A 23,668-nucleotide genomic window follows, 5' to 3' on the forward strand; every position below is an offset into this window, starting at 1 on the left:
ATGAGCGGCCTCGCGAGATGCACCGCCATGCGGACCGAACCGGTTCGCGTCATCGCCTGACAACACTCCAAACCCCAGTAGTTAACATATGTTGTAATTTATTTTGACATGGCAACATATGGTTATCGGTGCTGCGAAGCGCCATTGATAACCCATGGAAAGACTGAGGAACGTCATGAACCGGTTCACATTGCTCGCAGCCGCCGTGATGGCCGCTGTGTCCATGGGCGTCTTTGCACAGGATGCGCAAACGGCCTTGGGCAAGATCCAGGCCTCCAATACGATTGCAATCGGGCATCGGGAGACGTCAGTCCCTTTTTCCTACGTCGATGCCAACAATGAGGTCATCGGTTTCTCGCAAGACATCTGCAACAGGGTCATTGATGCGGTGAAGGCGAAGATCAAGAAGCCTGACCTCAAGGTGCGGTTCATCCCGGTCACATCGCAGAACCGGATTGCGTTGGTGCAGAACGGCACGGTCGATCTCGAATGCGGCGTCACCACGAACCTGAAAGCGCGTCAGGCTCAGGTCGCGTTTTCCGACACATTCTTTGTCGCGACGACTCGCCTGCTGACGCGCAAGGATTCGGGCATCAAGGACTTCGCGGATCTTGCCGGCAAGACCGTCGTCACGAATCAGGGAACCACGTCCGAGCGAATTCTCCGCAAGATGAATGAGGAGAAAAAGATGAACATGCAGATCATCAGCGCGAAGGACTACGGCGAAGGGCGACTGACGCTGGAAACGGGCCGCGCAGTTGCATACATGATGGACGACGTGCTTCTGGCCGGCACCCGCTCGCTGACGGCCAACCCCTCGGACTATGTGCTGGTCGGCACGCCGCAATCTTCCGAAGCCTATGGCTTCATGCTGAGAAAGGACGATCCGGAGTTCAAGAAGCTCGTGGATGACACCATGAGCGAGATCATGAAGGGACCGGAGATCAAAGCGATGTATGCGAAATGGTTCCTGAAACCGGTGCCGCCGAAGAACATCAACTTTGATTTCCCGATGAGCGATGCCCTTCAAAAGCTGTACGCCAATCCGAACGACACCGCTTTCGAGTGATTGGCCGCGGCGCTCCAAATAGAAGAGCCACCTTTGAAAGTGAAGGTGGCTTAGCTATTTGGAACGCGTTAGCGTTATTCCGGGAACGGCAAGGTGGTCTGTCCTTCGGCGCGCATGCCGAAGGTGTTCAGGGTCATCGCAACCAACGCGTAGTAACCGAGCAATCCGACCAGATTGATGACGACCACATGGTCGAAGCGTGCGACGGCTGCTGCGAACGTCTTATCTGAAACTCGCCGGGTCTCGTATAGCTCCGTGGCAAATTCATAGATGAGCGCGTCGTCGGCGTCATCGAAGGTGGGACGCTCCCCTCTCTGGATGGCGTCGGCTATCGTCTTCGGAACGCCCGCATCCAACGCGATGGGATAGTGGATGAACCACTCCCCCTGCGATTGCCACCGCGCGGCCGTGACGAGAATCGCCAGCTCCGACAAGCGCAGCGACAAGCCCGTCTTGTATCGACAAAACGCGCCAAGCCGTTGAGCATGGTCAGCCAATTCCGGGCTATGAATCCATCCGAGGAACGGACCGTTCAAGTTGCCGCGTGGACCGCTCAGGATGCTTTGAAGAACGGTTTTTTGTTCGTCGGTGGCGTTAGCGACATCGAAATTCGGAAGGCGAAGGGTCATGGGTTGTCCAGAGTTTGATTGTCACTTAGTGAGCACCCGGTGCACCGATTGACGTCAATGCCGCTTCTATGGCGTCGGAAAGACGTGCACCGATTTCATCGATTTGCAAGGCCGTCGTGATGAACGGCGGAGCGAGGAGCACATGGTCGCCAACGATGCCATCCACTGTGCCGCCCATCGGATAGACCATCAGGCCGCGTTTCATCGCTTCGCTTTTTATCACTGCGTGTAATTTCTTGCTTGCGTCGAATGGAGTCTTCGACGCCCGGTCCTGCACCAGTTCCACGCCGATAAACAAACCCCGTCCACGGATATCGCCGATGAACGGATGACTCGCATAATGCGCTCGCAGCAAGCCGCGAAGCTGCTCGCCTCTTGCCTGCACATTGTCCAGCAATTTCTCGTCGGCGATGACCCGCTGGACTTCAAGCGCCGCCGCACAAGCCGTCGCGTGGCCGATGTACGTGTGGCCGTGCTGGAAAAAACCGGAGCCGTCGACAATGGTGTTGTAGATCTCATCGCTGACCAGCGTCGCTCCAATTGCCTGATAGCCGGCTCCCAGGCCCTTCGCGATGGTCAGAAGGTCTGGAGCCACACCATCCTCTTCGCAAGCGTGCAGGCGCCCCGTACGCCCCATCCCGGCCATGATTTCATCCAGGATCAGCAATACGCCGTACTTGTTGCACACCGCGCGGATTTTCTTGAAGTATTCGCGCACCGGCGGCACCGCGCCCGCGGTTGCGCCTACGACCGTTTCGGCGACGAAAGCTGCGACGGTATCCCCACCGAGTTCCAGGATCTTCGACTCGAGTTCATCCGCCAGGCGCTGCGCGAAAGCTTCTTCGGTTTCATTGGCGCGTTGTTCGCGATACGCGTAACACGGGCTCACATGGTGAGCTTCGATGAGGATCGGAAGAAACGGCTCACGGCGCCATGCGTTGCCGCCGATAGCGAGCGCGCCGAGCGTATTGCCGTGATAGCTCTGGCGACGAGCGATGAAATGACGCCGCTGCCCCTGCCCTTTTTCGACGAAATATTGGCGGGCAAGTTTGAGCGCAGCTTCGATGGCCTCGGAGCCGCCGGACGTGAAGTACACGTGGCCCAGACCAGCGGGCGCGTCCGCTATCAAGCGGTCGGACAATTCTTCCGCGACGGCCGTCGTGAAGAAAGAAGTGTGCGCGTAGGGAAGCTGCTGGGACTGCCGCTTGATGGCATCGATGACACGCTGATTGCTATGGCCCAGGCACGATACGGCGGCGCCACCCGATGCGTCGATGTAGCGCTTCCCCTGCGAGTCGATAATTTCGATTCCATCGCCTGCAACTGCAATAGGGAGTTTGGCTCGCGGCGTGCGATGAAAAACAGTTGTCATTCTGGCCTCGACGTTTGTGACGATGACTGTGCGCTCGTCGCTTGGAGAATAAGGATTCTGATCAGATGTTTGCCTTGATTGACGATACCCGCCTCCGGCTCGGAGGACAGGTGACGACAGCATCAATCACTCAGAAACATGCGATGCTATATTTTCCATCGTCACAACATATGTTGTCAACGCGGATATTGTTGAAGCATCGGCGGAGGCTCTCCGCCTCCGCGCGCTGCAATAAGACTTACGACGAGTAGGCGCCCTTCGCGTGGAGCGCGGATTCGGCTTCTTCCAGCAATTCGACGGCGGATCGCCCTTCGAGCGCAAGCAGATGGGCAACCAGAGATTCCGCTATTGCGGATGCCGCGACAAGCGATGGAAAAAAGGATGGGCTTTCGTGCGAAAAGATGAGGACATGGTCGGCGTTGAGCGCGAGGGGTGACACGGCGCTGTCGGTGATGGCGATAAGCTTGCAGCCCTGCTCTTTCGCCGCTTGCGCGACTCGGACGGCTTCGGCCGAATATGGGGCGAAGCTCGTTACGACGGTCGCGTGCCCTTTGGCCATACCGCGTAGTTGCATTTCCAGCGTCCCGGCCTCGCCGTTGACCAAGCTCACCGATGACCGGAATAGCCGATAACCGTAGACCAGGCTGAACGCGACCGGATAACACGAGCGGAATCCCGCCACGTGGACATGCGGCGCCTTGCGCAGCATCTTGGCGACTTCGACGATCTTCGTGCCGTTCTGTGCGACCGTAACTTCGAGGTTGTGGCTTTGCGCGATGGCGAGTTCCTGGACTAATGACTCGCCAGAGCCGCCTTTGACTAGCGCGCGGGCTTTGGTCGTGAGCGCTTCAGGGCGGGTGCGGACACGGGCGACGAATATTTCACGAAGCTCGTTCCAGCCAGGAAAGCCCAGTTGCTGCGATAACCGCACGAGGGCCGCAGGCTGGACGTTGGCTCGTTCGGCGACCTTCCGCATTGAAAGCACCGCGACCTCGTCCGGGAAGTTCAGCAGGAAACCGGCGCCCGCCTGGAATTGAGGGCTGAACTCGGGAAACTTCGCACGTATCGATGAAACCAGGTCTTCGAAATTGGACGACACGAAACAAACCTCGTTAGGTTGACAACATTTGTAGTTTAACGAGGTTGCTGCATCGACGGGATGTTGTTGGTCGGCGGAGGCCTCAGACCGTCCAGCTCCAGCTCTGAAGGCAGCAGCGGATGCATCTGGTGAACGGCGTAATACGGATATTTCGAGTTGGCGGCGGTCATGGCGAATATTTCGTCGACAAACAATCTCCAAAAATCGCTATAAAACAATCAGATAGACAGCTTATGGCGAATCTCGTGGCGAATCTTGTTGAGTAACGACCGCCCGTCCCAGCTTGTTAGTGCCAATAAGTTGAGAACAGCACAACACCGACTTGTAGCATGCGCACGACCTGTGTCGAGTGGATCTGATTGTCGCTTCGCGACCTGAGCAAACCGTCGCGCATGCGAAAAACCGTCGTTCAGAGAAGGCCGCTGTTGGTCTGAAACAGCGTAGTGGGTGGCCGTTGGAGCGTAGAGCGAGTTCGAGCGCAGTCCGCGCCGCCTCTCAGACGCCGGCCACCGGCCCTCTAAGCTTCTCGTTCGCGCGATCCCCGTTTGCGTCGCCCATCGACAAAAATTCCTTTGTGAAGGTCGCGAGGAGGGCGTCGGAATCATCGACGAAGCCGCCCAGCAGCGTGGCGGCGCGTGCCTCAAGGTCCGCCCGCAGCCTTTCGGCATTCTCTGGCGCTTGGAGCATCGCCTGTAGCGCCGCCTGCGTCTCTGGATACGCAAGATCGCGTACATCGCGACCGAGCAGCCCAGCGGCTGCCCGCAACGGATCGGTACCCTCGGTTTCCAGAAGGTCCAGAGCCTGCTGAAAGGTCCGTTCGATATTGCCGGCTTGGAAGTAGTTGCGCAGGACGAAAAGCATGTCGCCGGCGTCGGTGTTTTTCTGCAGCCGCCGATCTTTCGACGCGAAGAGCTTGAGCAGGACGAAGGCGGGAAGCGTCACCACGGGCACCACGAGGTCCTCGCCGATGTGCACGGGTTCTGCGGTATCGACCGCCTCCCGGAATCCAAGAACCGTCATCACGGTATCGCCGCCCGGTGGCCAATGGATCTCGCCGGGTGGCCCTTCGATTTGCCCGAAGGGAACCACGTCGAGCTCGATCTCGTAGTCGTGCGGGCTGCGCTTGAACAAGAATTTCTGCTGCTGTTTCGGGTGACGTCTGATGCGCTGCGTTTGCAATAGCAGGTCGATCAGATTGTCGTGAAACTCCCAACTCACCGAGCAGACAGCCACGTCGACATCACGCGTGGCAACAGGGGCCTTGATGCCGTGAAGATGCCACATGAGGATGTCGCGCGCGGTCGCGCCCGCGAGCACGAATTGCGTGCCGAGTTGCGCGCACGCGTCTTTGACGTCTCGAAGCAATGCGATGGTGAGCGGCTCGACCGGACGTTCGGCGGGGACTTTAAGCATTCTCTTTCGCCATGTAGCTTGCGTAGATCGCCTGGGCCACTTCGCGATTCCGGTCGTCGCCCGACATGATCAGATCCGCGTAGACGAGCAGAGGGTGAACGACTCCCCGATCGGGTAAGTTCCATCGGTCTTCTGCCTCCACGGGCCAGAACGCCTCGAGCACTTCGACGTCACCGCGCTCGTCTGGCCTCAGCATGGCTTTCGCCATCATTTTCGGCGCAAGGCCGCCTGGTGTGTAGACCGTCACGGACGCGGGCTTGATCTTTCGGGTGAGGATGTCTGCCGCCACTTCGCCGCCAAGACGGGCTTGAGGGTCGAGCGCCTCCGGGTTGAGCCACCAGTTCTTGTCCTTCGCCCAACTGGTAAAGCGATGCGGGCTGAGCTTGGGGCGTAGCCGGGTCGGATAGAGGCCCACCCAGTCGTCGACCAGTCGGCGGCGGTCCACGATTACTCTGTTCTTGCCCTTGACCACCACCAGACCGCGATCCATCAGGTCGTCCATCGCCAGATTCACCGTGTTCAGGGCAACGCCCGAGAATTCTGCAATCGTGCGATAGGGTTCATGCACGAGACCCGGCAGAGTCAGGAGCGCGAAGGTCATGCGCATGCCTTTTGGTGTAGTCGAGCGCGACGTCTGGTCCAGACGCTGCAGTGTGGGTTTACTGCGGCCGACGATCATGATCGTCGCCTCCGGCGCCTGGAGGAAGACGTTGCCCGCGGTGTCGAGGAACGGGATACGTTTGGTGATCAGCTCATCCGCCAGCTTCGGCGTGACATGCTGCGTGACGAGCATCAAGGGAAGATTGTCTTCGGGCGTGGAGCGAGAGCGCATGCGGTTGACGATGACTCCCGCGCCGAGCGAACTGGCGCTCGCCTTGATGACTACGGGCATTACGAGGTGCTTTCCCGCGACGTCGAAGCGGATCCACGCGTCCGGGCCATCGTCTGTCAACTTCCGCGCCTCGGCTCGCCCTTTCCTGCCCGACGCGCTGACGGGCGTTGCCTGATAGAGGTGCGTTGCATCTGAAAACGCTTCGCAAGCCAGCGTCAGCGCGCGCTGCTCACTACTGGTGAGGTGATCCGAGAAGGTCACGTGCAATTTTCCTGTACGTTTATGGCTCAGTGTATGATAAAAACATACACGATGCAAATAACGTACAAAAGTGGTAAAGAGGTCATAATTTGACCGAACTTTCAGCTCGGGAGCGATTCGTGTACGTTAAAGAGCGATGTCCGTCAAAAGCGTACAAATTAAAAACACGTACAGAAATGGCGGTTTTGTCCGTGGGACGTACTGCGGAATCGATGATCTCGAACAAACCGTCGAACGTCAGTTCACGAAAACAAGTTGATGCACAGCACGATTCCAGTTGTTCTTTCCCCGCGCCACACCATCGCACGACGTCGAACTCGGTCTATGGATTGACGACCGCTTGAGAGCCGACGATCAGTGACCGGTTCGGGCCGCTACGCGCCAGCCAGGTAAGAGTAGCAAAGTAGGTGGGTTCGCGCGGCCGGGCTAATCGTCCGTCATCTATAAATTCGCGGAATGGAAAACCCGATGCTACCGCCGCGTCGGCTTTACTCAACTAAGGGCCAGGATTCCCGTGTGCCCGAAGCATTAGTTCGTGACAATAAAGTTGAGAACTGCCGCCCTCGTGGCAGAAGGCTCGCGTCGATCTAAGTATCGCAGCATCTTGCTTTAAAGTTGCGAACAGCGCGGGTTCAATCTGCTCCATCTGCTTGCCTGAAACAATAAAGTTGAGAACAAGATACCGCAGGCTTGTGGCATGCGAACGACCTGTGTCGAGTGGATCTGATTGTCGCTTCGCGACCCCTTGCCGTCATTCGGTTCGCCACGAGGGCAGCGGCCGTTCGCAAACTCCAGCGGCCGTTCGTTTGCTCGCGCACGGCGGCCAGCCGCATGCCAGTCTTTGCGGTCACCCAAAGACAATCGCTGGGGACTGTTTGAGGCTGGCCGCTTCTCACCGTAGAAGTGCCGCGGGGCCGCACTATAGGCGCTAAACTGAGGTGCTTCCCGCACTGGCCGGAGCGCCCCGCCACGCGCGTGTTAATTGGGGAGGCCGAGCGAGCGGCGCATGAATTAAACTCATTGGCTCAAGCGAAATCTTTCAGCCTGCGTCTCAACGTTCTAAGATGGTCATACAACTCGTAAGGCGACGAAAAGACGGACAAACCCATTAACGGACGTGTCTCTTGTTCATCAAGTCGGACGAGCATCGTCGAATCCCCCGTAATCCACCTAAGAGGTGTACGCGTGCAGACCTTTACCGGAGGAGAATACAGCTCCTTTCCAGTGAGCGCGCTAATAGTGGCGCATCGTCCGCTTTTACCAATGACAACCAGTCGATCGTTCGACGCGAATTTGAGTTGCGCTATCTCCTCGTCTCTTTCGTGCTGACGACCAACACCGCGGGGGTCATTAGTCCAGATAAAACATGAGTTGGCTAACCCTGCAGCAATAAATTGACCATTCGGTGAAACGTCAAGTGTTGTAACGCCGCTGCCAAAGTGTCTCTGATATCGAAGCCCAAACGGCTTATACCTTGCACAGACTTCAGGCGGCGTCGGACGAATGCGTATTGCGACAACGCTTCCATCGCCGCAGCCGACGTACATACGCTCTCCGCACGCTGAAAAAACGACGGGCCCAAGAATAAAATTCATCTCCTCTTTCGTACCCTCGTCAAAACTGTATAGCCATGAGTCGGTCATAGAGATAAGCAATAGTCTGGGTCGAATACTGACGAGGGCCACTAAAAACTTTCGATCAGGAGTGAAGCTGCACCAGGTCGCCGCAAATTTGTTTTTCGGCTTGAAATCGGGATCAGCGAGGTCTCCCTGAAACAATATCTCGCTTTTTCTGGCATCAAAAAGAACAAATGAGCCGTCGGAATAGAAGATTGCGAACTCGGCTTTGCTACCAGAGCAAGCATATGCTGACGGCGCTTTGGGAAGCAGTTTCGGGTGAGATAAGCGCGCTCGCCCGGCAGAATCTAGACGGATCAGAACTATGTCTGGGAGCAGACGCGTGCCACGGTCGTATTCCGGATCGTCTTGGAAGACAAGTATGCTCGAGCGGTCGGTGGCCCAACAAGCCCGTCCGTAGACCTGTTGTCTGTTCTGGACTTCTCGCAGTTGTCCGTGGGTTACTGGATGGTGCTCCGTCCGCGTCAAGTGCCAACCCGCGTATTTCATCCCAGCGCCCACATATAGCGCCTTGTCCTTGACGACAAAAGTGCGCGCGTCGGCCTCGAGTTCGGGCGGCCCGATCTCGAGCACATCCTCGGCAAGCCACTTTCCTGTCGGCTTCGATATATCCCACAACATTAGCTCGCCGCTTGAATGAGCAGTGGTTAGCTTCTTCCCGTTCTCGACAAAACATGCGGTTCGGATATCTGCTCTCGTCGACAGTACCACGTGCGATGGGCCATCAGTCTTTATCGGCCAGATTTGCACCACACCATCAGCGCCTATAGACAAGAATTTGCTAGCGGATCGCCATGACTCTTCTGGCCAGCAGGGCTTAAGTTCGACAATGGCACCGTAATGGGCGCGGTCGAATCTGGAAAATCTCGCAAAAGAATGACTGGAAATCTCAAAAGTCTCGATGGATCCGTCTTCGTAACCAAGACAACATTCCGTACTGCCAAGGAGCGCCGCGGCTGTAATGCGCCCTCCCTCGTAAGCAGCGATCCGATCTATTTGATCGTACCTGATTAAAAATATCTCCATTTTTGTCATGACCAGAAGCATAGAATCGCGGGACGAAAACGATACGACTTCGGAGTGCATGCTCAGATCGAGAAAGTCGACAGGTTCTCGCCAGTTTCTCTCTAAGAGAGTTACGCAATCTGCGTCAAGATGATAGTAACGACCTTCCCGCGAGACACAAGCTACAGATATTTCATGCTCGATGCCGACCGTTAGTTTTTTAAGAATTTCGACGCCTATCCAAGCATCCTCCCTCGTCCTAAGGTCGAGTTGGATCTCTTTTGAATCCGCGCCCTCTTTATGAAGGCGCAATTTTCCGCGAGCGCTAAGCGAAACTTGAAATGGCCAGTCGTAAGCAAAGACGCCATCATCAACCGAAGGTGAGTCGAAGTAATTTTTGGGACCTACGTGAGAGATCGCGAAGTGTGCACCACCGCCCAAGGGCAGCCGCCTAACTTCGAGCGGCGTGTGAAGAACCGCTCCAGGAAGGAATCTCACCTTAATTACTTCGTCGCGAGAACTACATCTTTGGGAAACGAGTTTTAAACGCGCGCCGGACAGGCCTATACGCAAGCCAAATGGGTAATAAGCCAGATAGATCGGGTCAGAGGTCCCAATTGGTTCACTCAAATCAGACCCGTCCAAGCTGACAGGTAACCGTAAATGTTGTACGAAGGTCACTCCGTCTCTACAGCCAATCGCGAGCAACCCATCATCAGTCGACACGTCCAGCGATACGGGCAAGTTCGCGATCGGCTCAGCTACCTCGATTGGGGCGGTGACCATGCTGTTGCTGAGGCGATACGCTAATCGTTCCCATGCGAGCCAACCATCCTCCGGATCCCACGAACTTGAGAAGGACTTGACTAGCAGGTCCAAGGCCGGAAGCAGCAATCCGGCACGAAGCTGTGCATCCGCTTCGACGGTGGCCCGATGGTACTCTCTCGAACGTTCAATACGTCTATGATGAGCCGAAGTATAAGGCTCCTCGGCATCGAAATCGGCGACACCGGCAGTAACTAGAATAGTCCGGACGTCATCTAAGTTCCACGCGTCCGCGAGCCGGCCAACGCGAAACTGACCGTCGAAGTTTCCTGGGACCTCTTGTACAACTCCGAAGACCCATATTTCCTTCTTGGAGGGCGAATCGTGAAGGAAGACAGGGCTGCCAGACATACCCTTCCAAACGTCACGGGGATATTTTGGAACATCGCTAAAATTTAGACTGAAGATAAGAGGATCTGTCGGAGTGATTGCGCGAAGGTCGCCCAGCGCGCCGACTAAGGAACGTCCCACACCTAGTTCTAGCGACGCCCGCGGATAACCTCGCGACTCAACCCGGAGGGTCGAACTACTACGAAGTGTCGCCACGCGCAAACGCAGCCGCGGCCGCCACGCCGGCGCCTCGGATGATTCAATGCGTAGCAGCGCCACGTCGGGGATACAGTCCGTACCGCGCCACACGACTTCGTCGCAACGTCGACTTGGCCAAGCGGACTTTTGCCTGCCATTTGGCCAGTCGGATTGTCGGTAGGCCTCCCACCCGTGCAATATGGGCGTCTTATCGTCGAATAGTATGTGGGCTGCCGTGAGAATAAGGTTGTCGGCGATCAGTCGGCCAGAACCTTTGAGATACTTTCCATTTGCCTCATTGAACAGCCACACCAAATCGTCATTTAATTCGCTGACGTCTGGATAGGGCATCACCTCCCCTTATAAATCGGCCGCGGTTACTCTGGCCCCTCGTCGCTGAGCAACGCTCGACGACCGCTTTTGTCCTGTGGCTCTAGAATCAACTTGATCTTATGTGAGTGCTCGTCGTCTCTCTTCCCTTTCCCAGCAATAGCTAAAAACCAAGCTTTTGCTTCGGCTTTGCTTTCAAGCGAGGTTCTGAAAGCGATCGTAAGCTCCACTTCCACCGCTTTCGCGACAAACTGAATATCGTGACCTACGGCTTGTTTTTGTGCTTTTTCGAGTTGCTCTCGTAGCCGCAAGATTGCCTCGGTGATCGTGACGTCATCACTCATGGCTCAATGCTCCACGTCAGAAAGAAGTGTCCAGTGTAATTCAGAAAGTCTAAAAGGGGCGAACGTATGTGATGCCGTTGCTGCTGTGCCTCGCACTAACACCAGAAATCCGGGAATCGCCAACTCCGACCTGGGTCAAAACGGCACAACTTTACGCCCTATCTCGCAACGATCCCTTGAGACATTCTCACTAATCTACGTCAGACAGCAATCCTGACGACCGACGCACAATCCACGTGTCACGTCCATGCTATCTTTCACCTACAGGTGCTTTTGTCAGATTTACGCACACCCAACCTTGTTGCAGCTCCTGATACTTTTAGGGATCGATAAGGAAGCGTAGTGATTTGTTTGAGCGTCTCGCGGACGTCGTTACTTTCAACATGCGTCGATCGGTTTGGTTTTTCGCTGGAGCGTCGAATGTCTCAAAATTACATAGGCTTCGGCGGGGATTTGGGACCCGTGAAAACTGCATCGATCGGTGGCGCGATCATGTAGTAAGTGCCTGCTGCTAAAGTTCGCGATCAATTCAAAATCCCAGCTTATCTCGCGGAAGCATGCAGAAGTGGCGTTTCGGCTTCTATCGATTTAGGACCACGAATGGGTTTCGCTGAAACGGTCATCTGTTGATCCTTCGTCGCCGTGCCCAGCGAACGACTACAAAGGCCGCCAAAGCATCGTTTGCTTTCGGCAATCGAATGGCCGTTTGCTAAGCGGAGCCGCCGTCTGAGCGTCCGAGCGACCCGGCGCACGAATGACGCATCATCGCCGAGCCCGGTCTAATACTGAAATTCCGTGCTGGACCCATCGCTGCATCTACCTAGCGGTGAAACACGAGCTTACTCATGGTTTTGTGTGTTGTCGGGCATGCAGGAGTTCAGGAATTCTTTGGCCCGCGACGATCGGGTAATCTCCGTCCATTGCAGATGAGCAATGCGTGGGTCCTCCCGGAGATTGGCGAACTTGACGCGATTCTTCGCGAACGTCATGTATGACCACAGGAGTATCGAATCGCGGGATAAGAATGTCATACGCAACGACTCACGATTTCCAATTGAAAGGCGGGTGCGCAAGATTCCGCGACTAATGGTGCGCCAGAGCAAACGGGCGAACACGGTGATGCGGCTAAATTCAGCCAGACGACATGCGTGGCACGAAACCACAGCAGATCGCGTACGACACTATAGTTGCCGTCGGCCACCGAGCGTTCTCAGACTGTGGATTCCCGTACCGCGTTTTCGAAGCTTGAATGTGGAACTGGTTGCCATTCTGGGCACCAATAGAGCTGGTCGAGTTCGATGTAAGGACAGGTCATGGCCCTTGCCAATGCGCGAGCCAAGATGGACTTTCCCGCTCCACTTGTTCCGACGATGAGAAAACGCGTGGATATCGGTCGTCGTTTTGGCCGATCGTATTACAACTGTTTCCGGGTAAAAGGCCGATCACCGTGTACCACCCATTCCTGGACATCGGCCAAATCGAAAACGGTGAGCTTGCAGCCGTACACGGCCCCGGTGTCGATGTTGATCACGTTGCCCCGCTGGGCAGCTTCCTGGGTGGGCGTGTGTCCAACGATCACAGCTGTTACGCCCTTAATCTGAGTGGACACTTCATGCCCCGCCCAGCGTCGCCGATCCCACAGAACCTGTTCACGAACTGGATGGTCGAAACGCCCCTTTTCGAGTACGCGTATTAGTTCAGACCATTGCACGCAGGGTACGTCGGCATGCACTACCCCAATCACCCCATGTGCAGTTTCAATTTCGATCGCCCAGGGCAAGCTGGAAAAATATTCGACGATCCACCGTCCTAGCTGCGACGTCGCATCGACATCTGAGCTATAAAGTTCGACGAACCACTCGCCACCGTTGTAGAGCAGCGCACTGGTCGATCCATGACGATAGGCAACGTTGGCGAGCACGCTGTCTGCATCAGCATGGGGATCTGCCAGACAAGCCTTGTATGCCCTGATGTGTTCGAGACCACCATTTAGAGCCCAGTCCAGGATCATTTGCTCATGATTGCCCCGCACGGCCTTGATCTGGTGGCGATGCACGGCATCCAGCACCGCCGGCGATTCCTCGCCCCGGTCTACCAAATCGCCCACGCTAAAAAGTCGGTCACGCGCTGGATCGAACCCGTGGGCAGCCAATTCGGCATCTAGCAGCGCGAAGCAACCATGAATGTCGCCGACCACGAAATCCCGGCCACGGGTATTGAGTGGATACCGATGGACCGGAGGACCCGAACTCGAATTACGCCTTTCCCTGACCATTCCCTGTGCGGGTCGAGGCTGCGGTAGAGGCGCCATATCGCGCCGTCTACGGACGAGGACAAGTGCTCCCTCAGCATCCGGTGAAGACTGCGCTTGGAGCTTGAAGATGCTGGCGATGCGGTTCAGAGACTCAACGTCCGGCTGTCCCCTGCCAAGCTCAAGATCCTGAACAGTTTGCTCGCTGACGCGACGATGTGCTGAAAACTCAGCCTGGCTCATGTCAAATATCGCGCGCATTGCCCTGACGGCATCGGAAATCGTCAGGTTGCCACGGTCGATCCTTTCATAGAAATTCCTGCGGAGGGTGTTGATCTGCTCCAGTGAGCGTGAACGGCGGTTCATGGCAGTCCAATACGGTTCAAACTTCGACGATCAGCGATGGATTGAAGTACGGATTCAGATGCTTCGGGGAGTACCCTCTCGGGTTACAGATCACACGCGTACCGCTCGTCTCAGGATTGGGCGAGACAAGGTAGTCGAAGCTTGTGTGCATGTGGCCGTGAATCCATAGGGGAAGGAACGGCTCCATCAAATTCTCTAGATTTGAAGCATAGGCTGGCGTCAACGAATCTCCCGCGTACTGCAAATCCACGGAGCCCGCCGACGGGGCATGATGCGTGACGACAACGGTTCTTCCCGCAAATGGTTCGCTTAAGCTATTTCGGAGCCACGCACGCGACAGCTCGTGCCGCCGGACCGTGTCTGCGGGATACAACTTCCGATACGATGAAGTCGCGCGAATCAGTCGAAAGTCGCTCATCGCACTTTGCGCATCCCGCATGCAAATCGCGGATGAGATGTCATTGTCGTACAGCTTGAAGTCCGTCCAGAGCGTGCATCCGAGGAAGCGAACGTCGCCCAGCACAAGCGCGTCGTTCTCCAGAAAATGAACGTTGGTCTCCCGTGCAAGCTCACGAAGCTTATCCAGCGTGTAGTCGAAGTGCCCTCGGTAAAATTCGTGATTCCCGGCGATGAGAACAACTGGCTTGGCAGGATCGTCAACGAATGCCTGGGCCCACTCAACGCTTCTATCTTTCGTATGGATGTCGCCAGCCAGCACGACGACATCGGCGCGGGCAACAGCCTCCGCATCAGCTGCGAATGGCTCGAATTCATTGTGAAGATCGGATAAGACGAGCAGTTTCATGCCTTGGCGATCGAAGGTCTGGTTACCGATGTGATCGGCGGCGGCCACTCCTGCGTTCGATGATATAAAGTTACGTGTATGTCCGCAATGCGCAAGGGTTTGTTGAATACCGTCAGCGTTTGCCTGACAGATCAATTGCGCGGTGCAATTAGTACGAAGTCGACGTGGACAGCGGCGTCGGGAAAGATAACCGAGCCGTCGTTAGTCAACTCCACGACGCCAGCGTTTGAACAACGCACGCACATCCCGATCAACTGCTTGAACGTCGCGCCGGACGCGTCGTGCAATCTCAGGATCGATACAGGCCCTGTGCCCGTAATCGAGCCAATGCTGTTCCAGCACCGTCGCGTAAGGATTCGAAATAACAGCTCAACCGATTCGAATGGAATGTGCGACGCTTGTTCCGTCCCTTCGAATGCGTTTAGAAAGCGATTGTTGACGGCCTCGCGCGATGCGACACCAAGAGTGACGGTTTCCATGCCGACCTTCAGTGCCTCTCGGCAGTATAGCGAAGCGAAACACGGACTGGCCGGTGGTACGTCGCCAGTGTTCGATACGCGGGCGTCAGCGGCATCCGTTCGGACGTTGCCGCGGTGCAGTTCTGGCAAACCGCGCCGCACAGCGAGGAAGCCCTGCGTGCGCTGCCAACTCTCGCGTCGATGTGCCGGAAGCGGGCCCGACACCGCAACGCACCGGAACTTGACCGCCAATGCTTCATATTTTCGAAGTTGCATGGAGTACATTCACGAATCCGATCCGGCGATGCATCTCGTGCGGCACTCCTTTCCAACCGCGCGCCCAGGAAGCGGATAACCATCGACGGCGATCCCACGCCTAACGCTCGCGCGATCGCCTTCTACGAGCGGAACGGTTAGCGATTTGTTGGGACTAAATCTAGTTACATCGACACAACGCCAGTGATAGACCGCCGATACGTCATCGACATATAGTGCGTCGTCGAATTGGTAGAGAACCATGACGGTCCGTTGTTGGCCGATCACTGCCTCACGCAAATGGCATGGACTGTTCGATCTCGCACGGTCGCGATCGGCAGCACACGAGACCCGTAAGAGTCTGTCGAATAAAGTCCTTTATGGGCGGCTTTGGCTCCGATATAAGACGATCGCGCCTTACCTCTCTAACAGATGCCGCGGCGCGGGCTCTCTTGAATTCCGCAGGCCAAGGCCTATCGGCAGGACGCCGCCCGTTCGAGGTGCGCCGGGCCTTTGGATTCGTCTCCGACCTCCCTGGCAGAGGCGGAATCCCAGGTGAATTTTCTTGATTCAGCCGTATTGCGCAGCGTTGTAGACTTGCATGCAATATTCCCCGGGGGTACGTCCGATGCCGCCAGATTATCTGTATAAATACACTGCATTGCAGGCACCGACAGAAGGGACTTGCACGCGTGGATTTCGTGCTCGCCTAGCCAGGCAGCCTCGGTTCGATGCTCTGCTTTCTTCTCACCAGGTATGGTTTGCTGCACCTTCGTCATTCAATGATCCCATGGATTGCAAACCACGATTTCGGTTTGAAGGCGGCAGCAACGAAGAACTTGAGCGGTTTCGTCGTAACACTATCATGCACATGGTCAAACAAGACCACCCGCACAGCTCGGGCGACGAATTGGTGAATATAGTGGCTGAATATTTGACCAGCTATCCGAGAGCAGACGCGGGGTTTCTAGCGCTTGCACATTTAGTCATGGAGCGCGAATTGCGCAATGTCGGCGTGCTCTGTCTCTCTGAATGCGGGTGCGATCCGGTCATGTTCTATCACTACGGCGACCAGCATCGAGGCATGTGCCTTAAATTTCGAAGCATCGATTTCTTTGCACACGCTGAACCGGTTCGATACAGTATGGACTACCCGGTGGTCGATTTCTTCGACGATGAAGACCTGCAAGAGCAATTCACGAAGATATTTTTCACAAAGTATCAAGGCTGGTCGTACGAGCATGAGTGGCGTGTTGTCGACTTTGACCAAGATCCGGCGCGTCGCCTGCGGAACTATTCGTCCGAACTACTCGAAGGAGTGATATTCGGCTATCAGATGCCGCAAGTGGATAGAGCTCGCGCGATCGAACTGCTGCAGCAGCGTCGTCATCCGGTAAAGCTGTTTACAGCAAAGGTGAACGAAGCTCACTATCTCCTGGACATCGTTCCGTGCGGCGAAACATAGCCGAGCAAAGAGTAAAATCCAAGATCGATTGATCTACTTTCAGTGGAGCATGAGGTCCCCTTGAACGCGTCGCGGTCCATCAACGATGAGTTGTGAGCCGAGTTGCCTCAGGCGACAGGCGCATATCGACCCACAACTGCCGTTTGAATGCGTATCGAGTGGACGGCAGCTTTCAAGGGCTAACGGTCGTCCGCAATGTCGAGCTTGCAGCCGGTCGGAGCCATCTAATACCGAATGTCATACTGTCTGCGCTTCCGGCACACATAAATCCTCGGGGAATCGCTACGAGATAGCCGAAAAATTCAGCTAATCTTGTCCCCAGTGCTCTTTATCGTTTCGTGACTGTCGATAGTTTTGTTTACTCGATCGAGCAGAGAAAACAGCGTATCGATACTAAATCCCGCCATGAACGCCAATCCAAACGGAATAGACGAAATTGGCACGGCTACTACGCTCGTGTTGCCTGGTGTAGAGCTAGGTACCCAGAACCACCCGATAATGATTCCAGCGAGTCCACCGAGCGCAACTCGTAACAGGATCAATAGGATTCCCACGACCCGTTTGTCCTGAACAGGAGCCACGTTGTCACGCAAGAGAACAAGGTCACGCAGTACATAGACGCAAGCACCAAGCAGTCCATACAGACCGGGTAGCAACCAAGTCACCAAAAGATTGATCTTTGCTTTCGTTTGGTAAATGACCGGCCAAGCCGAATACGTCATCGCCTGCTCGGATATGTGCAGGTGATTGAGGAAGCATTCGAAGCTATTTGTATATGCGTCGATTTCCGCAGTCTGCATTTGTGTAGCTTTAGAAATCTCTACCTTTGACAGTCTCACTGGTTCATCCTTGCAAGGTTCTCCGGGTGAGATACCAGCGGGCGCCGGAGCGAGATACTTTCCCGTGTTGCTCGTAACGCTTCCTTCATTGAAACTCGCGATAAAGCTCCGCAACGACTCTGGGACAATTTCTCCTGCGAACTGAGGCAAATAAAGAACAAGAGCCGACTCAGTCAGTAGGGATTGTATTGCCGCACCTTTTTCGACCGACTGACGTGCTTCGTCGACGAGCTTTTGATAAGCGTCAAGCTGAGCTAGAGGAGGCGTCTGGACGTTGAGTACACGCTCATAGCGGTACATCTTCCAGGCAGCGTATAGTTTTTCTCTCGGCTGTTGGTTCACCCACTCCTGGTATTCGCGAATAGCAATATCGGCCTGATTCAACTGCGAACTTTGGAAGGCTAGATATAGCGTTAGCAATAGCGTAAGCAAGCCGAGGACGAAAGGTGTAACGCCTGCGATTGTATGCCGCACATATCCGATTAAAGAGCCACGCTGCAGTAAGTGTCTCAGCGTTACCGGCGCGATAGCTTTTACTAGCCCGTCGATCTCTTTCTGCAACTGCGGGATGTGTTCGGGTTTAGCTAAAGTTATCGACTCGAGATCCGCTATCAATTCGAAGGCTTCGCTGTTCGCTGGAAGCTTCCCGGCCCGCGCCGCATACCACGCCAGTACACGTGCGTCACGCAGAAGATTCTGAAGCTCCATCGGTAGCATCGGACGCCTCTAGATTAGGACACCTTGAATCCACCCTTGTTGAGGCACAGGACAAGCACATCGGGTTCCCGGCGGTCCAGGATAGGCTGCCCAGCACCAAAACTGAGGCGTTGCACAGACAGTTCCCGGTTGATGTGGCGGAACTTGTGCGATAACAGGTCCACTCTGGGAAGCCCAAAGAAGCAGAATCGCGTAACCAAGCCAAGGTACGTTGCGCATTTTTCACTGCTCCAAGCCAAATCAAGCATACTGTGGGCAGAGTTAATGTAGGCTGAGTTCACGCTGGAGTCAAAAGAGATCGGTCCTTTCTGTGCGGCTGGTCACATAAATTGTATTTAATATCGATGCATATCTAACTAGCCGCCTTTTCGCTTGAGCGGAAGTCCATGCCAAAATGACTATCGCTGGAAACTGAAGGTAAAATGAAAGATTAAGTCCGCGGCCACTACCGATCAAATCCACGCTTGATTGTTGCCTTCGTGGAATCTGCTCCTTGCATTCCGACAACAACGGTCTCTTCGGTTGCTTTGGAAGCGGGTTCTATTGGGCTGCCTGAGCAACGAATCAAAAATTTAAAGCGCGCTTCGGCCACTAACGGGACTTCGTCCGCATAAGACTGCTCTTCATCTGGTGCATCAGGTTTGTGCGCTTTGAGTGCTCGTTCAAAGCGACTTTCTACAGTATGGAGACATTAGTTGAAAGTGGTGTATTCATGGGGGAGGACGAGAACGAGCGGCGCAAGCACTTTTAAATGATTTCAATACGGCCGCCTACAAGAACTCTGTGCCACGAGTCTCCCAATTGACCCAGGCATCCCCACAGAGACGGCGCTTGACTGTCAATCTAAGTAGCCACCAAAAATTGTCGCAATTTTCGAAGTCTCCAGTGAGACAACCGGACGTGAACTGATGGCAGTTATCTAGCACAATCTGGTATTCTCGAGTGGTTCCGATTTTAGCGACGGCGAGTTGCGCTACGGCCTCGCTGCCAACCGGAGTGGTACCCGAGCACGAAACCCATATGGTGATCGCGGGATTCAAGCCACCGTTACGCGCGAGAAATGTTTTTGCCGAAACCTTCTCTACGACGCCTTCGCCGTTCAAATGCACAATCTCGCCGTTGCCGACATAGATTCCGCTGTGCTCGGCAAAACCAAAGCCGAGATTACAATAAACGATACTACCGATAACTGGTCGCACGTGATCGCGGATGAAATTATCGTAAAACCATTTCCCCAGCCCCGCGCTTTCCAACGGTAAACCTGTGATATTAGGATTCCAAATTCCCATCGAGTTCCCGTCGATCGTTCGTTGTAGTGTGTCTACAGACGTCATGTTTGATCTTTCATAGACCTGCAACCTGCATGCCTATTAGGCCTTATCGGCATCTTGCCGGGGAACCTGAGGATAGTCTTTTCAATGACTCAGGTGCTCGCGCGTTAATGGGCGAGGATTTCGTGATACACGCTGCTTAGTTAACGTCTGCTCCCAAGGCGCTCCGGCCGTTCGAATGGCAGAGACCGCACAGAGCTCAACGTCCGAAGATGGCTGGCTACCGCCTGACGCTGCTGTCGCTTGCCGACCCAAACCGGGCATTCGACCGCCTCCAGAGCAGCCCTTCATAGGAGCGAAAACGCCGTCCTTTAGGAACAGGTTTCGGCAACCCCGAGCAGTAGATACGACTCAATTTCAGACGCTAGCCTTCAGAATTCCATGGGAAAGCCGTTATGCAATGTTGAGCCGACCGACTTCTACATTCTGCTGATAAATTGAGCCAAATGAAAATTAATCGACGAACGCTCGGAATGACCTTCTACGTTATCCAAGCGCTGGGAGGTCTCGGACTTGTGATCGGTCTATTTTTCTATGGATTTGAATCAGTTTGGTTCTGTGCACCATTGCTAATAATGGGCTCGCTCGGAGTTAACCGGATAGCTAAATCAAATCCCCAAGCGCTCAAGCGTTCAGCTGCGGCTGTCAAGCTCCACTTGTTTTTCTTGTACAGCATCGTAGCCTGTGGAGTAATCGGAATCTTTGTCTTGATGTCGGCCGCATTTTTTCGATCGCATTCTTAATGCGTTGTTCATTTAAGGACGGTCGTTGATCTACTGAATGTCGGCTCTTGGGCCGCCGACTGCGGCCAGCGAAGTCGATCCATTAGAGACGACCAACTTTCCAGGCAGCGGATGTTCGAAAACCGTGGAGGTGCACGCGTGCGACTCGGGCCGAACTGTGGACTATCAAACTTGCTGCTCAGACGTTTTTCTGCCGACCCAACGCAAACAATGGTAAAGAAAGAGTGTTGTCGGCCGTTAATACAATCATGTATGAACTGCGTTCCAAGGACGAAAAACCAGCGCGTACACGGGAAGAACGGCCCTAATACCGGAGCGGGATGACAATCAAGTATAGAACGCCGTGGATGACAACAAAGACAAGAGCAAGATTTGTCGGCTTTGGGGCAAGTGTCTTATTGGCATTAGCCACCTTAATTATTTTATATTTCTTTAACCGTTCTTCGTCAGTAGCGATCAAAGCTCTGATGACGGTTGCAACGGTTTACGCGGTAGCGTTTGTTATTCAAATCATAAGGCTGATCCGCTTAAATAAGCGCGATCCATGACGAATAGACGCTGTCAAGTCGGACGGCGTTCTCGAATGGCTGAAAGTGGCCGGGTTAAGTCTGACTCGATGAATCCATTTCGCTCGCCTGAGCTGAATAGGACATGAAATAGCGCTCTTCGCTTGAACGATCTATGCGGAATCCGTTCCTTTCATAAAGCTGCCGAGCGGGGTTGACGCGAAGAACGCGCAATCGGATCGCCTGTCCGCCGGCGTCAGCGCGCTCAATCAAGCACCTTAGCAAAAACGTACCAATGCCACGATTCTGATGGCTGGGCAAGATATAAAGCTTTTCCAACATCAAGGCGTCGGGTTGGTCGATCAATGCAATGCATCCAATATCCTCTCCGTCGCATTGAATAATTTGATGGATTTCGGGTCGAAAATTGTTCCGAGGCTCCGGTATCCGCGATAAATCTTCAACTCATTGCTTGCCGGTTGTCGTCAGAGACAAGTGGTCGGTGAGTCGGTGAGTCGGTGATTGTTCAAGTTGCGGCACAAACGTGTCGATATACGTCACATGGCGGCTTCCGATACCTTCGGCGGCATTGCCACGGGGAGAAGCGCATGAAAGTGGCGATCATCGATACCGAACCCACAGGCGTAGCTGCCCACGACGAACCGATCAGCGTGGGGATTCTGCTTGTCGAGATTGAAACCGACTCTGGCAGGCTCATCCGGGAAATCGCCAGGTATCACGGATGGCGCGAGCCGCGCGTAGCGATTCATCCGAAGGCTCAGGCAGTACACGGTATGACCGTCGCCGACCTTGCCGGAAAAGCTCTGGATCTCGGAACAATCACGTCACTCATCAACGAAGCTGAGGTGCTGATCGCTCACAGCGCGCAATTCGACGCAAGGATGCTATCGGTCGTCTGGGCGGCGAACGGCGAACGGCGAACGGCGAACGGCGAACGGCGAACGGCGGGCACGTGCGCAGCAGTCTTGCTCAAAACAGGGATGCTAGAAACCTTGTATGCGTCGCTTTTGCAATAACTACAGTTTTGATGCATTCTCCACAACGAGCGGGTTGGTGCGCAAACCAACGGAGCATCGAGCAATCCGTTGGTACCGTTAAAGCCGTACTTGGACGTTAACTTGCTTGTCTTCTTCATCGCGGCACCGAAAATTTGCGGAACGAAGCAGGGAGATGGGGATGTGCCACGAATTTGAAGCCAGTGAGAATCCCGAAGAAGCACATGGCGTTTTTTACTTCGCCGAAACTGGCCCTATTTTTTTAAACCTAAATTGTGTAAGCGGCAAGCCCGCAGAGGCAGAGTATTACTGGGGAGTTCCTCTAGATTTCGTCAGAAAGATGGAGGAAGCAGCTGAAAAGTGCAGAGACCATCTTTGCGTAGACAAATAGGGGTTGGCTATGACGGTTCAGGACGACAGATATGAAGCTGCAGCTGCTCGGGGACGCGAGGAGCACGCAAACTTTGCAGAAGATTTTACGATAGAAGAACGGAAAATCCGCCTCCGCACTTTTTCCGGAAAATCGATCGATTTTCCTACTGATAAGGCTCCTGGCCTTGCCGGGGCCTCGCAAGAGGACATCAAGTCCGCTGTTTTGATCTCTGGCGGATCTGCGCTCCGGTTTCCTACGCTCAACCTCACATATTACGTGCCCGCGCTAGCGCGGGGCGTGTTCGGGCCAACCGCCAAGGCACGAGCGGCCGCCCGGTAGTTGAAGTTCGGTTTGCGACAGCCCCGTCTCGTAAGGAAGCTGTCGCAGCCCCACTTTTCGACCGATCAGTGTCAGAGCACGTATCCTACAAAAAAGCGATCGTCTTGGTGTCGCTATGGGGTCTCGCGTCACTACTTTGGTGCGCAGTCGCACTGTTAAAGGTCGACGAAAAGGACTTCTGGATAGCTGCGTCACCGATGGCTAGCCTCGCGGGGGCTATAGCCAGTTTCAGCGCTGCCTTCGCAGCCATCTGGATCGGCCTCGATGCTATTCGTTACCGCGCCCGGGTGGAAAAGGTACGTGCCCGCGTGACCGCAGTTTCTTTGTTGCCCATCATTCAGCAAATGAGGTTTCACGCGAGGATACTTGAACGAAGCCTTCGAAGCGTTCACGAAAAGCTTCAGGGGCCAGGCGTCCGGGACGACAATTATGAGAACAACTTGCGAACATCAATGAAGGGACTCTTTGAAAAATACACTCTTGACCAACTTACGCAACTAGCGCCGATATCGCCGGTGGGCGCTGAGGCTCTTGCGGAGGCGCACAGTTTGATCACCTTACTGCACCAAGACATCGTCGTTGAGGGCCTTGATAAACTTTCTGAAAGAACGGGCGAGTCCGCATACAGCCCGAGGCAAAAACAATGTCTGACATGGGTTGCCAGCGTTAGACGTTGCCTAAGCGATGGCGAGGCGGAGTGTAAAAAGATAAAATAAATGGACCGACCGTTTGCGGTGCCACATACTTGGGCCGGAAGAAAGATAAGCCGCAGGATCCTTTCCAACTTGACAGTGTACTCAACCTCTCTGACGAAGACTATCTCAGGTCGACCCGTTTTCAACATTTAAAGAACCACCACA

Annotated in this window: 21 protein-coding genes; 6 read left to right on the forward strand and 15 right to left on the reverse strand. The window is 54.8% G+C overall.

Annotated elements, in window-relative coordinates; all coding sequences use genetic code 11:
- Positions 1–175 precede the first annotated feature (175 nt).
- A complete protein-coding gene (locus ACSOSP_RS12200) occupies positions 176–1,069 on the forward strand; it encodes a glutamate/aspartate ABC transporter substrate-binding protein (RefSeq protein WP_455306928.1) in 894 nt (297 codons plus the stop codon).
- A gap of 74 nt (positions 1,070–1,143) precedes the next feature.
- Here the strand turns inward: ACSOSP_RS12200 and ACSOSP_RS12205 are convergent, their stop codons facing one another.
- From ACSOSP_RS12205 to ACSOSP_RS12260, 12 genes are all read right to left on the reverse strand, one after another.
- On the reverse strand, positions 1,144–1,698 hold the full coding sequence (locus tag ACSOSP_RS12205; protein ID WP_455306930.1) for a carboxymuconolactone decarboxylase family protein: 555 nt from the start codon (positions 1,696–1,698) through the stop codon (positions 1,144–1,146).
- 25 nt (positions 1,699–1,723) lie between these two features.
- Complete coding sequence (locus ACSOSP_RS12210; RefSeq protein ID WP_455306932.1) at positions 1,724–3,070, reverse strand: aspartate aminotransferase family protein; 1,347 nt, start codon at positions 3,068–3,070, stop codon at positions 1,724–1,726.
- A gap of 238 nt (positions 3,071–3,308) precedes the next feature.
- Positions 3,309–4,169 carry a MurR/RpiR family transcriptional regulator gene (locus ACSOSP_RS12215; RefSeq protein WP_455306934.1) on the reverse strand — a complete coding sequence of 287 codons (861 nt, stop codon included), beginning with the start codon at positions 4,167–4,169 and terminating at the stop codon, positions 3,309–3,311.
- Positions 4,170–4,204: 35 nt separating this feature from the next.
- The gene (locus ACSOSP_RS12220; RefSeq protein WP_455306936.1) at positions 4,205–4,339 is read right to left on the reverse strand and encodes a hypothetical protein; all 135 of its coding nucleotides are present in this window, start codon (positions 4,337–4,339) and stop codon (positions 4,205–4,207) included.
- 325 nt (positions 4,340–4,664) lie between these two features.
- On the reverse strand, positions 4,665–5,582 hold the full coding sequence (locus ACSOSP_RS12225) for a nucleotidyl transferase AbiEii/AbiGii toxin family protein (RefSeq protein WP_455306938.1): 918 nt from the start codon (positions 5,580–5,582) through the stop codon (positions 4,665–4,667).
- Positions 5,575–6,675: a type IV toxin-antitoxin system AbiEi family antitoxin gene (locus ACSOSP_RS12230; protein WP_455306940.1), complete on the reverse strand. Its 1,101-nt coding sequence runs from the start codon at positions 6,673–6,675 to the stop codon at positions 5,575–5,577. Before ACSOSP_RS12230 ends, ACSOSP_RS12225 begins: the two co-directional genes overlap by 8 nt.
- Positions 6,676–7,700: 1,025 nt before the next feature.
- Entirely contained in the window at positions 7,701–11,021 is a 3,321-nt protein-coding gene (locus tag ACSOSP_RS12235; protein WP_455306942.1) for a hypothetical protein, read from the reverse strand.
- A 26-nt stretch (positions 11,022–11,047) separates the two neighbouring features.
- Positions 11,048–11,344, reverse strand: coding sequence for a trypco2 family protein (locus ACSOSP_RS12240; protein ID WP_455306944.1), 297 nt, complete (start codon positions 11,342–11,344; stop codon positions 11,048–11,050).
- Positions 11,345–12,554: 1,210 nt separating this feature from the next.
- Positions 12,555–12,683 carry a hypothetical protein gene (locus ACSOSP_RS12245; RefSeq protein WP_455306946.1) on the reverse strand — a complete coding sequence of 43 codons (129 nt, stop codon included), beginning with the start codon at positions 12,681–12,683 and terminating at the stop codon, positions 12,555–12,557.
- Positions 12,684–12,758: 75 nt separating this feature from the next.
- Positions 12,759–13,961 carry a metallophosphoesterase gene (locus ACSOSP_RS12250; RefSeq protein WP_455306948.1) on the reverse strand — a complete coding sequence of 401 codons (1,203 nt, stop codon included), beginning with the start codon at positions 13,959–13,961 and terminating at the stop codon, positions 12,759–12,761.
- A 16-nt stretch (positions 13,962–13,977) separates the two neighbouring features.
- Positions 13,978–14,814 (reverse strand): metallophosphoesterase, encoded by an 837-nt coding sequence (locus tag ACSOSP_RS12255; protein WP_455306950.1) that lies wholly within the window; start codon positions 14,812–14,814, stop codon positions 13,978–13,980.
- Positions 14,815–14,897: 83 nt separating this feature from the next.
- Positions 14,898–15,245, reverse strand: coding sequence for an HVO_A0114 family putative DNA-binding protein (locus tag ACSOSP_RS12260; protein ID WP_455306952.1), 348 nt, complete (start codon positions 15,243–15,245; stop codon positions 14,898–14,900).
- Between the two features lie 835 nt (positions 15,246–16,080).
- On the opposite strand from ACSOSP_RS12260, the gene ACSOSP_RS12265 reads away from it, so the two are divergent.
- Positions 16,081–16,944, forward strand: a complete 864-nt coding sequence (locus ACSOSP_RS12265) for a DUF2971 domain-containing protein (protein ID WP_455306953.1) — start codon at positions 16,081–16,083, stop codon at positions 16,942–16,944.
- 302 nt (positions 16,945–17,246) lie between these two features.
- On the opposite strand, the gene ACSOSP_RS12270 is transcribed toward ACSOSP_RS12265, so the two are convergent.
- Both ACSOSP_RS12270 and ACSOSP_RS12275 read right to left on the reverse strand, forming a co-directional pair.
- Entirely contained in the window at positions 17,247–18,491 is a 1,245-nt protein-coding gene (locus tag ACSOSP_RS12270) for a hypothetical protein (RefSeq protein ID WP_455306955.1), read from the reverse strand.
- Between the two features lie 779 nt (positions 18,492–19,270).
- Positions 19,271–19,834 carry a lecithin retinol acyltransferase family protein gene (locus ACSOSP_RS12275; RefSeq protein ID WP_455306957.1) on the reverse strand — a complete coding sequence of 188 codons (564 nt, stop codon included), beginning with the start codon at positions 19,832–19,834 and terminating at the stop codon, positions 19,271–19,273.
- A 1,060-nt stretch (positions 19,835–20,894) separates the two neighbouring features.
- On the opposite strand from ACSOSP_RS12275, the gene ACSOSP_RS12280 reads away from it, so the two are divergent.
- Positions 20,895–21,122, forward strand: coding sequence for a hypothetical protein (locus tag ACSOSP_RS12280; RefSeq protein WP_455306959.1), 228 nt, complete (start codon positions 20,895–20,897; stop codon positions 21,120–21,122).
- Between the two features lie 54 nt (positions 21,123–21,176).
- Here the strand turns inward: ACSOSP_RS12280 and ACSOSP_RS12285 are convergent, their stop codons facing one another.
- Positions 21,177–21,527, reverse strand: a complete 351-nt coding sequence (locus ACSOSP_RS12285) for a GNAT family N-acetyltransferase (protein WP_455310942.1) — start codon at positions 21,525–21,527, stop codon at positions 21,177–21,179.
- Positions 21,528–21,688: 161 nt separating this feature from the next.
- Between ACSOSP_RS12285 and ACSOSP_RS12290 the strand changes: the two genes are divergently transcribed.
- The 3 genes from ACSOSP_RS12290 (at position 21,689) to ACSOSP_RS12300 (ending at position 23,524) form a co-directional block, all read left to right on the forward strand.
- Positions 21,689–22,117: a 3'-5' exonuclease gene (locus ACSOSP_RS12290; protein WP_455306961.1), complete on the forward strand. Its 429-nt coding sequence runs from the start codon at positions 21,689–21,691 to the stop codon at positions 22,115–22,117.
- Positions 22,118–22,496: 379 nt separating this feature from the next.
- Positions 22,497–22,808: a DUF2442 domain-containing protein gene (locus tag ACSOSP_RS12295; RefSeq protein ID WP_455306963.1), complete on the forward strand. Its 312-nt coding sequence runs from the start codon at positions 22,497–22,499 to the stop codon at positions 22,806–22,808.
- Positions 22,809–23,005: 197 nt separating this feature from the next.
- Positions 23,006–23,524, forward strand: a complete 519-nt coding sequence (locus ACSOSP_RS12300; protein ID WP_455306965.1) for a hypothetical protein — start codon at positions 23,006–23,008, stop codon at positions 23,522–23,524.
- Positions 23,525–23,668: the final 144 nt, after the last annotated feature.

The sequence above is a fragment of the Caballeronia sp. KNU42 genome (assembly GCF_053760385.1).

Excerpts from the sequence above, each read along its gene's own strand:
- ACSOSP_RS12225 (WP_455306938.1), bottom strand. The coding sequence starts at position 5,582 with ATGCTTAAAGTCCCCGCCGAACGTCCGGTCGAGCCGCTCACCATCGCA.
- ACSOSP_RS12200 (WP_455306928.1), top strand. The coding sequence starts at position 176 with ATGAACCGGTTCACATTGCTCGCAGCCGCCGTGATGGCCGCTGTGTCC.
- ACSOSP_RS12275 (WP_455306957.1), bottom strand. The coding sequence starts at position 19,834 with ATGACGTCTGTAGACACACTACAACGAACGATCGACGGGAACTCGATG.
- ACSOSP_RS12290 (WP_455306961.1), top strand. The coding sequence starts at position 21,689 with ATGAAAGTGGCGATCATCGATACCGAACCCACAGGCGTAGCTGCCCAC.
- ACSOSP_RS12240 (WP_455306944.1), bottom strand. The coding sequence starts at position 11,344 with ATGAGTGATGACGTCACGATCACCGAGGCAATCTTGCGGCTACGAGAG.
- ACSOSP_RS12250 (WP_455306948.1), bottom strand. The coding sequence starts at position 13,961 with ATGAACCGCCGTTCACGCTCACTGGAGCAGATCAACACCCTCCGCAGG.
- ACSOSP_RS12270 (WP_455306955.1), bottom strand. The coding sequence starts at position 18,491 with ATGGAGCTTCAGAATCTTCTGCGTGACGCACGTGTACTGGCGTGGTAT.
- ACSOSP_RS12260 (WP_455306952.1), bottom strand. The coding sequence starts at position 15,245 with ATGGAAACCGTCACTCTTGGTGTCGCATCGCGCGAGGCCGTCAACAAT.
- ACSOSP_RS12235 (WP_455306942.1), bottom strand. The coding sequence starts at position 11,021 with ATGCCCTATCCAGACGTCAGCGAATTAAATGACGATTTGGTGTGGCTG.
- ACSOSP_RS12295 (WP_455306963.1), top strand. The coding sequence starts at position 22,497 with ATGACGGTTCAGGACGACAGATATGAAGCTGCAGCTGCTCGGGGACGC.
- ACSOSP_RS12280 (WP_455306959.1), top strand. The coding sequence starts at position 20,895 with ATGACAATCAAGTATAGAACGCCGTGGATGACAACAAAGACAAGAGCA.
- ACSOSP_RS12210 (WP_455306932.1), bottom strand. The coding sequence starts at position 3,070 with ATGACAACTGTTTTTCATCGCACGCCGCGAGCCAAACTCCCTATTGCA.
- ACSOSP_RS12265 (WP_455306953.1), top strand. The coding sequence starts at position 16,081 with ATGCAATATTCCCCGGGGGTACGTCCGATGCCGCCAGATTATCTGTAT.
- ACSOSP_RS12205 (WP_455306930.1), bottom strand. The coding sequence starts at position 1,698 with ATGACCCTTCGCCTTCCGAATTTCGATGTCGCTAACGCCACCGACGAA.
- ACSOSP_RS12300 (WP_455306965.1), top strand. The coding sequence starts at position 23,006 with ATGGCTAGCCTCGCGGGGGCTATAGCCAGTTTCAGCGCTGCCTTCGCA.
- ACSOSP_RS12220 (WP_455306936.1), bottom strand. The coding sequence starts at position 4,339 with ATGACCGCCGCCAACTCGAAATATCCGTATTACGCCGTTCACCAGATG.